The following is a 12,125-nucleotide window of genomic DNA, read 5'->3' as shown; positions in this document are numbered from 1 at the left end:
GCTACGGGGTACGGCCCATGCGGGGTTTGGGGGCGATCGCGATCGCTACATTATGGCCTTATACATGCAGCCCACCCAGCTTCGTCTGGCCGATCTAGTCGCCCGCGCCCCCGACAGTCCCAGCGCCCAATACCTGCCCGAGGTGGCCTATGTGGGCAACAACGCAATTCGCATTGCCCAGGCCCAGGCGTTTGCCCGCCAACACTTCGACGCCACCCTGGGACAGGGAGCACAGCCCACCGATGCTTTTTAGATTGGCCCATCGCCAAATTCGGGCTGCTTCCCTGCCGGGCATAGCGTATTATTAACGGTTGTTTTCGTTGGGCAGTTGGTTCTTTAAGGAAAGTTGGTTTCGTCCATGACTCGCATTATCGTAATGACCTCGGGTAAAGGGGGCGTTGGCAAAAGCACCTGCACGGCCAACCTCGGAATGGCCCTGGCCCAGCGCAATCAGCGGGTTGCCGTCGTCGATGCCGACTTTGGCCTGCGCAATCTCGATCTGCTGCTAGGGCTAGAGAACCGCATTGTCTATACCGCCCTTGACGTACTGGCGGGCGACTGTACGGTCGAGAAAGCCCTGGTCAAAGACAAGCGCCAGCCTACCCTGGGCCTGCTGGCTGCTGCCCAGAACCGTAATAAAGAAGCGATCACCCCTGAGCAAATGAAAGAGCTAGTCGGAGGGCTGGCCAGCAGTAATGACTTTATATTGATCGACTGCCCAGCGGGAATTGAGATGGGGTTTCAGAATGCGATCGCCCCTGCCAAAGAAGCGATCGTCGTCACCACCCCCGAGATCTCTGCCGTGCGTGATGCCGACCGGGTAATTGGCCTGCTAGAGGCCAACGATGTCAAATTCACTAAGCTGTTAATCAATCGCATCAAACCCAAAATGGTGCAGGAAGACCAGATGATGTCGGTGCGCGACGTGCTCGATATTCTGGCGGTGCCCCTGCTGGGGGTCGTGCCCGACGACGAGCGGGTGATTGTGTCGTCTAACCGGGGCGAACCGCTGGTACTCGACAAACAGCTCTCGCTGGCCGGGGTCGCCTTCAACAACATCGCTCGTCGGCTGCTGGGCGAAGAGGTGCCGCTGATCGATCTCACCGCCACCCACGACGACTTATTTAGCCGCCTGCGCCGCTTTTTCCGCGGCTAACGTTCTCTCCAACGATCTCGGTGTTCGATGTTATCTCTACCCAGCCGCCAGTGCCGATGCTAAGCGAACTTCTCGATAAGCTGTTTAACCGCAGCCGCACCATTACCCCTCGGGCCGAGGTAAAGCAGCGGCTGCAGTTTGTGCTGGCCCACGATCGCGCCGACCTCACCCCCGAAATGGTCGAAAAAATGCGCCAGGAAATTCTCGAAGTGGTCTCCCGCTACGTCGAGCTTGATCAGGAGCATCTCGAATTTACCCTCGAAAGCGACCAGCGTATGACGGCCCTGATCGCCAACCTGCCCATTCGCCGGGTGCGCCCTGAGGTGCCTGCCATCGAAGCGGTTCCCTCTCCTGGGCCGGAAACTGTCCCTGCATCTGAGGTTCCCGCCACCAGCGTTGAATCTGCTGAAACGAAACCCCCTGAAACGACGTCTTCAGAAACCGAAGCCTCCGCAGTGCCTACCGAAACCACAGCATTCCAGGCGTCTACTGACCTCACAAAACCTGCTGTCACCCCCGATGAGTAACGCTTCCGACGCCTGTGATTCTCTGGCTGTCTGTGTTGATGCCCTGGCGCTCAACACCATTCAGCGCCACGTATTCATCTGCGCCGACCAAACCAAACCCAAGTGCTGCGACAAAGCCGACAGCATCGTCGCCTGGGATTATCTGAAGAATCGCCTGAAAGAGCTGGGACTAGACCGACCCACCGCCGAACGCCCCACCTCTGTCTTTCGCACAAAGGCCAACTGCCTGCGGGTTTGCCACAAAGGCCCCATCTTGCTTATTTACCCAGACGGTGTGTGGTACCACAGCGCTACTCCAGCGGTGATCGAGCGCATTATTCAAGAGCACTTGATCGGTGGACAGGTGGTCGAGGAGTTCGCATTCCTAAAGCATTCTCTGCCCGAAGCGTAGGGTGAACTGTGGTTTGTCTGTCTGTATGTTGCTAGGTCAGACGTTGCCATGCCGCTATCCTGCGAAGTCTCGTTCTAACAGAAGCTTGGTATAATCCCCGACAAGACCTATGGGGTAACAGCAGCATGGCAGAGTGGCGGCTAGTTGAGGGCGGCATTACGGCCCCCAAAGGATTTCAGGCGGCGGGTATTGTAGCCGGGCTTAAACCCTCAGGCGCTCCCGACCTGGCCCTCATTTATTCAGACTGTGAGGCGATCGCCGCTGGCGTCTTTACCACCAGCCACGTACGGGCCGCCTGTGTTGACTACTGTCGTCAGCGGCTCGAAGCTCGCCCCAGCGCCCGCGCCATTCTCGTTAACGCGGGTCAGGCCAACGCCTGCACCGGCAACCAGGGGTGGGTTGACACGATCGAAAGCGCAACCTGTCTTGGATCTGCCCTCAATCTGTCCCCTGAGGCGGTGCTGATCGCTTCCACTGGGGTAATCGGCCAGCGGATCAAAATGGATCAGCTCAAGGCGGGCATTCCTAAGCTAGTTGAAAGTCTGTCGTCTGAAGGTTCCAACGCCGCCGCTGGGGCGATTATTACTACCGACCTGGTGCCTAAAACGGTGGCGATGGAGACCGTTATCCACGATCGCCCCGTGCGCATCGGCGGCATTGCCAAAGGCTCCGGCATGATTCACCCCAATATGGCTACCATGCTGGCCTTTGTCACCTGCGACGCTACCGTGTCGCCTACCCTGTGGCAAGATATGCTGCGCCGCGCCGCCGATCGCAGCTTTAACCAAATCACCGTTGATGGCGATACCAGCACCAACGACACCCTGATTGCCCTGGCCAACGGTGCATCGCGCACCCCCGCCATTACCGACGAAGGGGCTGAGGCCAACCAGCTAGAGGCCATGCTTACCGCTGTGTGCCAGCACCTAGCCAAGGCAGTCGCCCGCGACGGCGAAGGGGCTACTTGTCTGATTGAGGTCACCGTTACCGGGGCGGCCAACACTGCCGCCGCCAACCAGGTCGCCCGCGCGATCGCTGGGTCGTCCTTGGTCAAGTCGGCGATCTTTGGCCACGACCCCAACTGGGGCCGAATCGCCGCCGCTGCTGGGCGGGCCGGAGTCACCTTCGACCAGAGCGATCTGCGGGTGCAGCTAGGTGACTTTCTGCTGATGGAGCATGGCCAGCCCCTGGTCTTTGATCGCCCTGCCGCCAGCGCCTACCTGACGGCGGCTACCCAGGGCGAATACCTGAAGACTGACACTGTGGCCGTTCATGTCACCCTGGGCGATGGCCCCGGCAAAGGGCAGGCCTGGGGCTGCGACCTCAGCTACGACTACGTCAAAATCAATGCTGAGTACACCACCTAATCCAGGGGGGTGGCTTGAGTTAGGGGAGCGGTCCGATCGCTTGCTGAGCCGAAGTCTAGGTCTAGGCCTGTCGTCGGTCCTTGATGCCTAAATTCTGGCGGCGGCGGGCCAGTTGTGAATATGTCTGCCAGTTTTGGGCTTTGCCCTGAAGCCTCGCCTTGAGCTGCTGTGCGGCCAGGGCGTAGCCGCCGTCAGCCCCATCAATCAAGTGAAAGTGGCGATCGCGCCGGTTCATAATCAGGCAGGTCATCAGCGCTCGGTCAGAAATATGTACACCGTAGACTAGATGCCCTTGGGCCAGGCGATCGTCCAGGTAGGCTACCATCTGGTCGGTTTGGGCGGGGCTACCCGCAATCACCATACGCAGCATATCGTCGATTTTTTGATAATCAGAGGCGGCCCGTACGTCAGCCTTGTAGCGCCCCCAGTCTACCCCTCCCGCCTGTACATCAAACCGCATTAGCCCCAGACCCAGTAAGCTTTCTAAGTAAGCTCCGGCGGTATAGGTAGCGCGATCGCGCCACTGAGGGCTTTTTGCTCTGGCTTTAGCCTCAGCGCGCAGCCGCCAGGGGTTCAAAGATATTTTTAGGGCAGCCGGGGCCACTGGATGGTAGCTTTCCCACTCTCCATAGATACTGTGAATGGTTTCTAACACCTCACGGTAGAGATACTCATTGATATAGCCACCGCTGGGGAGAGCCGCCACAATTAAGCTCAGGGTATGCCCCCTAGGGCTAGGAATATCCTGCCAGCGACACTCTAGCCCGGCCAGGTTGGCGGCAGTGCGATGGTCAGAGACCGGCCTGAGGCCATCGCCCGGCACATCTAACCGGTAAGCGGGGTCTGCTTTTACCAACTCAGTGGCGTAGGTTAACCCGCCGCCTATAAAGCTGGCCTGGCAGTAGGTCGGGCTGAGCCGAAATTTAGCGACCCGCACCGCATGCCGAGCCCCCAGCGCCGTCAGCGGCACAATGCCCACCCGTAAGTCGAGGCCAAAGGAGTCGCGGGCCAGCGTTCGAATGCCGAGTAGTGCTGCTCTGGCAGCCTGTACGGCGCTAGGGGGCACCAGCAGCAGCGCTCCGTCGCCCCCAAACACAAACGGCACCTCCAGCGGAGCAACGGCATTGAGCACCGCCATAATTGAGCTAGCCCCCAGCACATTCACCTCTTTGTACTGCCCTCGGGCGATCGCTTGACTGGAGGCCACTACATCGGTAATCAGGGCGTACCAGTCTGCTGGTGCCTCGACGTAGTTGCGGGGGTTGGCTAAGTCTAAAAACTGCTCTAGAGGCGGCAGATCGGTATAGAACGTGTCAGAAGCCATGGAACGGCGGCCAAAGCTGGCAATAATGTTAGCTACATGTTGCGATGACCAATGTGCTGGGCATACCAGTCATAGCAACTGGCAGAAACCAGGGCAGCGCATCGGCTATATCACCCGATCAAAACACCCGTATCTACTATTGTGAACCCAAATCGCCGCTCTCGGGAAAGCCGCCTGAAGCTACACCAGATCTTTGTATACCGTCTTCAAAATACGGCCTTCAATCCACTGCCCTCCGCCCGCCGTTCACTTCTTTGCAAGCTCCGCTGTGGAAAAGGCGCAGGCTCTGGATCTAAAATTTTCAGCGATCTTGACAGTAATGCGGTTAGACCTGCTATATTATCAAAGCGAAAGCAGCGAAAGCGTTGGGGTGTCGCCAAGTGGTAAGGCACCGGGTTTTGGTCCCGGCATTCCTAGGTTCGAATCCTAGCACCCCAGTTTTAAGTCAGTCATCCTCATCTTCTTCGTCTTCAATTTCCTGAATGGCGAGCAGGATTTCTTCTTCCTGGGCCTCAAAATCGGCTTCGGAAACGTCGCCCATATCAAAGGCAAGCTGGAGGGCCAGCAGCTGTTTTTGCAGGCTTTCCAAATCGTTAGTAGAGATGTCGGCCTGCTCTAGCAGTTTGTTGGCCACCCAGCTTACCCCCTCAATGGGGCCAAGCACGGGTGCAAAGAGAAGTTTTAGCAGCATAGGGGGCGGCAGCTAATTTAGCTGGGCGAAATTGTAGGGGGCGGTGAAGTTGTTGTAGCGAATGCGCAGGCGATCGCCAAAGGTAGTATCTACCGCATCGACAGCCTGATTAAACTCAGCCTCGCTCTCCCACGGAATTAGGAAGGCGGCATTGTAAATCATCACATCGGTCTGGGGCGCATTTTCTAGCACGTCTTTGGCTAGCGGGGTTAGCACCTGGCGAAACTGATCGACAATGCCTTGCTTACGTGCTTCCATGGCCGCTTCGATCTGCTGGCCAATAAAGATCACCTGCTCCATCCCTAGCTGAGTGCCTTCTAGCTGATCGCGCTGGGCTCGCAAATCAGCATCTTCGACCATCATCATTTCTAGCTCTGTAGACGGATCCCACTGCACTTTAATGCTCACCTCGCGGCAGCCGTCGAGCCGCTTAAACAGCTGCGTCAGGTCTTCAGCGTAGGGGGCAACCAAATCTTCCTGCACCTGGTCCCAACTGTTGACAATCAGTCCAAACTGAAGCGGCAGCAGCGTGCGATGGCCCTGCTCCATGGCGGCTTCGAGCACCTTTTCGTGGCCCAGCAAGTTTTTGCGGCTTGACAGGTAGCGTTTCTGGCAGGCAAGGGAATAAAGAAAGGTAAAGCCGTCTAGCTGCTGGGTCTGTACCACCTGATCATCTAAGCCGTTTAGAGGTAGCTCGGTAGGGCCAGGTGCCGGGAAAATGCCGTACAAGTAGTAGCGATCAGCCATAGGTCGTCTCTGGGGGATGGTCTGGGGGAATGCCTCTAGAGTGCCCTAAAGTCTCAGATTCTTCGACAGGGGCGCGATCGCCCCTAGCGCACTCTTTTCCCATCACATTCCATCACAATGAGCTAAACCAGTCTTGTTTGAGCCAAGGCTAGGCCAACGGTCCTGACTACCTCAAGGCCCAACCTTGCCAAATTCCGGGGCTCAAGTTCCGGAGGGTAGTTCTGGTAGGTCAATCGTTGTAGGTTAATCGCTATAGTGTTTGAGGCATCATCTGGCAGATAGGAGACTCGCAACCGTGGCCATTGCATCTCAGGCAACCGATCGTTGGCGGATGGCGGGCACCTGGGTGACCAGAGGCAGGCAGATCATGGCCCTCATGCTGGCGCTGGCGATCGGCCTAGTTAGTACGGGCTGCAACCCCGCCCGGTTTGCCCAGGCGAGTGTTGATGTGCCTCGGCTGGTACTGAGTGCTCTGAGCGACCCCAAAACCTTCAACCCTATCCTCAGTCAAGAGTCGCCCAATATTTTTAGCTTCACCTTTGAGGGCTTAACCACCACTGACGGTATCAGCGGTGAAACCGTACCGGCCCTGGCCGAAAGCTGGGAGATTTCTGACGATGGCAAAATCTTGGTGTTTACTCTGCGCGAGGGGCTGCGCTGGTCCGATGGCGAACCGCTGACCACTGACGATGTGGTGTTTACCTACGACACGCTGTTCAATCCTGCCATTTTGACCAACAGCCGCGATGGGTTTCGCATCGGCACCCAGGGCCTGCTGCCCGAGGTCAGTAAACTAGACGATCGCCGGGTGCAGTTTACCCTGCCCGAGCCCTTTGCCCCCATGCTGGGGAACACAGCTTTAAATATTATTCCAGCTCATATTCTCCGGCCTACGGTAGAAAACCTCGACGCCCAGGGCAACCCGCTGTTTCTCTCAACCTGGGGCACCGATACCCCTGCCCGCCAAATTGTCGGCAATGGTCCCTTCCAGCTCGCCCAGTATGTGCCGGGGGAGCGGGTCATCTTCGAGCGTAACCCCTACTACTGGCAGGAAGACGCCCAGGGCAACCCTCAGCCCTATGTCGAACAAGTCGTGTGGCAGATTGTCGGGTCTACCGATACCTCCTTTTTCCAGTTTCGATCGGGCGGACTCGATATGGACAATGTGCAGCCCGATTTTTTCTCGCTGCTCAAGCGGGAAGAGGAACGAGGTGACTTTACAATTTACAACGGTGGCCCTGGCCTGGGCACCAATTTCTTTGCCTTTAACCTCAACCGGGCCAGCCGCAACGGCGACCCTCTGGTCAACCCGGTGCGATCGGCCTGGTTCAACAGTGTGGCTTTTCGTCAGGCGATTTCCTACGGCATCGATCGCCAGACGATGGTGAACAATATTTTCCAAGGCCTGGGGCAACCCCAGACGTCTCCTATCTCGGTGCCTAGTCCCTACTATGCGCCGCCCGAGCTGGGCATTCGCACCTACGACTACGACCCAGAGCGAGCTAAGGAACTGCTGCTGGCCGATGGGTTTCAGTACAACAGCACCGGAGAATTGCTGGATGGGGCTGGCAACCGAGTGCGGTTCACCCTGATCACCAACTCAGGCAACAAAATTCGCGAGTCAATTGGGGCGCAGATTAAAAACGACCTGTCTAAGCTGGGTATTCAGGTTGACTTTCAACCCTTGGCCTTTAACGCCCTAGTCGATCGCCTCACCGACAGCCTCGATTGGGAAGCCCTGGTGCTGGGACTAACCGGCGGTACAGAACCCAACGGCGGAGCTAACGTTTGGCTGCTCGACGGTGCGCTCCATGCCTTCAACCAAAATGCTGGCCCAGGCCAAGACCCGCTAGAGGGTTGGCAGGCCGCCGACTGGGAGCGCCGGATCGCTGAACTCTACGTCCAAGCGGCCCAGGTGATTGATGAAGAGGAGCGCTTTGAGCTGTACAAAGAAACCCAGCAGTTGACCCAGGAGTACCTACCCTTTACATACTTGATCAATAACCTCTCACTGACCGCCGTACGCAACCGAGTCAAGGGGGTAAAGTACACGGCCCTGGGTGGTGCCCTGTGGAACATTCAGGAGTTAAAGGTCGAGTAGGTGAGCCGGGTTGGTGGTATTCGTGCCGCCAGCCCGATTGGCTGAGGATGGGCAAGACTGATCAATCCTTAATAGCGATCGCGCAGTAACTCGACCTCTGCCTCTAGAGTCATGCCTTCCATAGCGACTAGTTCGGCCCGCCGCACCGCCAGATGGGTTTGGGCCAGCGGTTTACCCAGGGCCTCTAGCAGCATGGTGTCTTGCTCTAGGGCGGCTAGGGCTGTCGCGAGAGACTGAGGCAGTAGGGCAATGCCGCGATCGCACCGCTCTGCTTCCGACAGCGCCCCTGGGTTTTGCTGAACGGGGTCGGGCAGGCGATAGTTTTGATCAATCCCGTCTAGGCCCGCTGCGATCGCACCCCCCAGCGCCAGGTAAGGGTTAGCCGCCCCATCGACAGTCTTTAGCTCCAAATGCGTCGGGCTGGGATGGGCCAGGTTACTCGGTACCCGCAGCGCTGCCTCCCGGTTGTCCATACCCCAGGCGCAGTAGGCTCCGCTCCAGCAGTGGGGCCGCAGGCGACGGTAGGAATTGGGGCTAGGCGTAGCGATCGCCATCAGGGCTGGCAGATGGTGCAGCAGCCCAGCAGTAAAAGATTGAGCCACCGCAGACAATCCTCCGTTGCCGTCAGGAATCAGGTTGTTATCGCCCTGCCATAGACTCAAATGCAAATGGCAACCGCTGCCCGCGTGGGACTCAAATAGCTTCGGCACGAACGAGGCCATTAGCCCGTGCTGGTGAGCCACCGCCTTTACCGTTTCGCGGTAGATAATGTGCTGGTCAGCAGCAGCAAGGGCATCGGTATAACGTACCGAAATTTCCTGTTGCCCCGGCCCAGATTCTGGATAGTACTGCTCCACTGCCACCCCCTGATCGCTGAGAGCAGCGGCGATCGCCATCACGACTTCCTGGTGCTGGTCCATTGCCAGAGTTGCGGCAAACGGGGTGGTGTCGGCGGGCAAAATTCTCTCGCCATCCCGCCGCAGTAAGTAAAACTCTGGTTCAAAGGCGGCCTTGATGGTCAACCTCTGACTGGCCGCCCGCTGCGCCATGCGTTTCAGAAATTGACGCGAACACCAGGGCCAGGGCTGGCCATCTTTTACCATGTTTCCCATTACCCGGGCTTGCCCAGGGGCATAGGGAAGGCTCTGCACCGTGCTCCAGTCTGGCACCAGCCACACCTCCCCCACTGGCCCTAGACCGCTGCCAGGGGCCACTGCATCCGCCACCACTGGAATCGCCTGCTGTGCCGCCGATAGCCCTACGGCGCAGACTCCTCTGCTCTCAAGCTGCCGGGCCAGCGCGTCGATATAAATAGCCTTACCGCGAATGACGTTGCCGTTATCACACCACACCACCCGCACAAAGCGAGTATGACTCTCCTGCAGGCGGGCCAAAATTGCAGAGGTGTTTTCGAGCATAACAAGGCTGAATGCAAGGGTTAGGGTAGAAACGGGCTAGCCTACTTCAGACCCCCATAATAGTAGGCTGGTAAAGGGGTCTAGTTACCGATCTAAATGCGTCAACCGATCTTACCCGTCAGCTTAGTTGCGCCGTACATTCTAGAATTAGCCGCTGGTTAATTAGCGCGTAGGGCTGCACCGCCAGCGCACGACGAAACGCCTGAATAGCGTCTTCATACTGCCCCAAGGCAGCATGGCATAACCCCAGCCCGTGGAGTGCCCCAAAGTGGTAAGGCACCAACTTGATGACCTGCTGACAGTCGGCCATCGCCTCCAGACAGCGACGCTGCACAAAGTAGAGCACCGCCCGCCGGTTCCAGGCTTCGGCAAAATCGGGCAACTCAGTCACCAGGGCCGACAGCAGCGCCTCTGCTGCATCCAGTTGACCCTGGTCTATCAGGGTTTGGGCATCTTGCAGCCGTTGGTTGCCCACGGTTCCCTTTTGGTAAAACCAGCGCTGCCAGAGGGCGGCTGTGGCCAACTCCCGCTGATATTCGTCGTCTTGCTTCAAGCTTTGCAGCAGCACTTCTAGGGTTGAATCATCCATCATGCCTTGGCCTAACCGTAGCGTTGCGCTTTTATTATCTAGCATCTGGCTGAGATTGGCTGTGTCCAAGGCGTTCCAGCCTTTCTAGCTAAGACTCAAAGCCTTGCAGGTAACAATAAGTGAACTGATTTTTTTAAAGTTGTGAGCTGTTCTAAGCAGATGGGCAGACTACAAATGTGCAAGGAATAAGCCCTACGCACTGAGACTGTTTCTACCGCTTCTTTGCAGTAGCAGTTAAGTGCATTCGAGGGAGTTATCTTTGCAATTTCATTGAACACATTAATTGTTTAGGGGTTCAAAACCATGGCTGTTGAAAAAGTAAACTCTTCCTCTAGCTTGGCTGAAGTTGTTGACCGCATTCTGGACAAAGGCATCGTTATTGATGCTTGGGTTCGTGTTTCTCTAGTTGGTATTGAACTGCTAGCTATCGAAGCTCGCGTCGTCATTGCTTCTGTCGATACCTACCTCAAGTACGCCGAGGCTGTTGGTCTGACTGCCCAAGCTGCTGTGCCTGCTGCCTAGTCGAGCGCCATCGCTCTTTGCAACTTAATGGGGCAGTGGAACGCTGGATTTTACCCATGCTTAACTGCCCCATAGACTAGGTGAAACTAACAATTTTAGTTAGCTAATCGTCAAAGTCTACTATTGGCAAGCTTAAGAATAGTGCTCCATAAAGATGCCGGAATGCTTAAAAATAATTAGATTTTAAGGTCTGGCAAAATATCTTCTCTTGGCGCTAATTTTCATCTTGCCACCCTGCAAGATTCTCCATACTAGTCACCACGTTTCATTTTCGCTAAAGGGAGAGCAGTCCTGTGACAGCACTTTATGACCAGTGGCAAGCCGCACGACAACTGCGCCAGAGCGAGGTAGTGAGTCGGCGCGACCAGGTTTTTACTGACCTGGAGCGCTGGCAGGCTGACCGACTGGCCCATGCTGTACAGCTGCGCCACAACCTCGATCAGCTGATGGCTGACCTACGCACCAACACCGCTCTGTGGCTAGCCCAAACTACCGCAGACCGCGAGGCCCAGGTTTTACCTCGGCAGCAGATCCGCCAAGACTATATTCAGCAGCTGCGATTTGATACCGAAGTGCTGCTGGCCACTTACCAGGCCGATCGCGAACTGAGCGCTGCCGAAGTTCGGCAAAAGCTTGAATACGATTGCCAGGTGCTTCAAAACACCGTATGCGACCTGCGCCTAGAGATTGCCCAAGAGCTACGCCAGGTGCAGCAACAGGTGGCCAAGATTCAAGCTCAAACGGCGGTTGATCGGGCTGGCTATCGCCAGCAACAGGCAATGATACGGGCTGAGCTGTTACCCCAGCTAACGGCCTACGTCGAAGATCTACAGGTGCAGGTGCAGGCCACGCTGAAAGAGTTGACCGCAGTGCGCCAGCGGGCAGCAGTGGTACACCAAGAGCAGCGCCAGAGCGATCGCGCCGCCCTAGCTGCTTCTGTAGATGCCATGTTCACCGAGCTAGCTGACTTTCGCCATCAGCTCCAGACCCAGCGCGCGCAGCTTTCCCACATTGTGTGGGGGGAGAAGGCTACTGCTCTGCCTGCCGCTGCTCCAGCCACCCGCCCTGCCGCCACTCGACCCGCTGTCACCTCAACGCCAGCCCGCACCGTAGCGACAACTAAGCCTGTGCCCAAAGCATCTGTCGCAAAACCGATAGCAGTACCTCCCATCGCTAAAGCCGCTCCAGCTAAAGCAGTGCCAGCTAAAGCCACCCCGGCTCCAGCTCATTCGGAAGCGGTAGCTCGTTCTGCGCCTGTCGCCACGGTTATGGCTCCTGTCGCGGTAGAGACC

At 57.1% G+C, this 12,125-nt stretch carries 12 protein-coding genes, 1 tRNA gene and 1 pseudogene; 9 read left to right on the top strand and 5 right to left on the bottom strand.

The features are described from left to right. The 5 genes from IQ273_RS23135 to argJ all read left to right on the top strand — a co-directional run. A partial coding sequence (locus IQ273_RS23135) for a septum site-determining protein MinC (RefSeq protein WP_278000583.1) occupies window positions 1-253 on the top strand: 253 nt, incomplete at its 5' end. 105 nt (window positions 254-358) lie between these two features. Continuing rightward, a complete protein-coding gene (minD, locus tag IQ273_RS23130) occupies window positions 359-1,156 on the top strand; it encodes a septum site-determining protein MinD (RefSeq protein ID WP_194025513.1) in 798 nt (265 codons plus the stop codon). Window positions 1,157-1,212: 56 nt separating this feature from the next. Continuing rightward, on the top strand, window positions 1,213-1,683 hold the full coding sequence (minE, locus tag IQ273_RS35475) for a cell division topological specificity factor MinE (protein WP_194025512.1): 471 nt from the start codon (window positions 1,213-1,215) through the stop codon (window positions 1,681-1,683). Then, on the top strand, window positions 1,676-2,074 hold the full coding sequence (locus IQ273_RS23120) for a ferredoxin (protein WP_194025511.1): 399 nt from the start codon (window positions 1,676-1,678) through the stop codon (window positions 2,072-2,074). Before minE ends, IQ273_RS23120 begins: the two co-directional genes overlap by 8 nt. Window positions 2,075-2,199: 125 nt before the next feature. Next, on the top strand, window positions 2,200-3,441 hold the full coding sequence (gene argJ / locus IQ273_RS23115) for a bifunctional ornithine acetyltransferase/N-acetylglutamate synthase (RefSeq protein WP_194025510.1): 1,242 nt from the start codon (window positions 2,200-2,202) through the stop codon (window positions 3,439-3,441). 61 nt (window positions 3,442-3,502) lie between these two features. Here the strand turns inward: argJ and IQ273_RS23110 are convergent, their stop codons facing one another. Next, the gene (locus IQ273_RS23110) at window positions 3,503-4,765 is read right to left on the bottom strand and encodes a DUF3095 domain-containing protein (RefSeq protein ID WP_194025509.1); all 1,263 of its coding nucleotides are present in this window, start codon (window positions 4,763-4,765) and stop codon (window positions 3,503-3,505) included. A 366-nt stretch (window positions 4,766-5,131) separates the two neighbouring features. Here IQ273_RS23110 and IQ273_RS23105 point away from each other — a divergent pair. Beyond that, window positions 5,132-5,203, top strand: a tRNA-Gln gene (locus tag IQ273_RS23105). A 7-nt stretch (window positions 5,204-5,210) separates the two neighbouring features. Here the strand turns inward: IQ273_RS23105 and IQ273_RS23100 are convergent. Together IQ273_RS23100 and IQ273_RS23095 are read right to left on the bottom strand one after the other, a co-directional pair. Next, entirely contained in the window at window positions 5,211-5,456 is a 246-nt protein-coding gene (locus IQ273_RS23100) for a gas vesicle protein GvpG (RefSeq protein ID WP_194025508.1), read from the bottom strand. A 12-nt stretch (window positions 5,457-5,468) separates the two neighbouring features. Further along, window positions 5,469-6,203 (bottom strand): GvpL/GvpF family gas vesicle protein, encoded by a 735-nt coding sequence (locus IQ273_RS23095; RefSeq protein ID WP_194025507.1) that lies wholly within the window; start codon window positions 6,201-6,203, stop codon window positions 5,469-5,471. A gap of 331 nt (window positions 6,204-6,534) precedes the next feature. On the opposite strand from IQ273_RS23095, the gene IQ273_RS23090 reads away from it, so the two are divergent. Then, a complete protein-coding gene (locus IQ273_RS23090) occupies window positions 6,535-8,304 on the top strand; it encodes an ABC transporter substrate-binding protein (RefSeq protein WP_194025515.1) in 1,770 nt (589 codons plus the stop codon). 68 nt (window positions 8,305-8,372) lie between these two features. On the opposite strand, the gene IQ273_RS23085 is transcribed toward IQ273_RS23090, so the two are convergent. Next, entirely contained in the window at window positions 8,373-9,722 is a 1,350-nt protein-coding gene (locus IQ273_RS23085) for a glutamine synthetase family protein (protein WP_194025506.1), read from the bottom strand. A gap of 118 nt (window positions 9,723-9,840) precedes the next feature. Beyond that, the gene (locus tag IQ273_RS23080) at window positions 9,841-10,311 is read right to left on the bottom strand and encodes a tetratricopeptide repeat protein (protein ID WP_194025514.1); all 471 of its coding nucleotides are present in this window, start codon (window positions 10,309-10,311) and stop codon (window positions 9,841-9,843) included. 303 nt (window positions 10,312-10,614) lie between these two features. Between IQ273_RS23080 and gvpA the strand changes: the two genes are divergently transcribed. Both gvpA and IQ273_RS23070 read left to right on the top strand, forming a co-directional pair. Beyond that, on the top strand, window positions 10,615-10,833 hold the full coding sequence (gvpA, locus tag IQ273_RS23075; RefSeq protein ID WP_073608715.1) for a gas vesicle structural protein GvpA: 219 nt from the start codon (window positions 10,615-10,617) through the stop codon (window positions 10,831-10,833). A 293-nt stretch (window positions 10,834-11,126) separates the two neighbouring features. Further along, a pseudogene (locus IQ273_RS23070) lies at window positions 11,127-12,125 on the top strand (hypothetical protein); the annotation flags it as partial.

The sequence above is a fragment of the Nodosilinea sp. LEGE 07298 genome (genome assembly GCF_015207265.1).
In the GTDB taxonomy this organism is placed as follows: Bacteria; Cyanobacteriota; Cyanobacteriia; order Phormidesmidales; family Phormidesmidaceae; genus Nodosilinea.
This window is presented reverse-complemented; position numbering and strand designations above follow the sequence as displayed.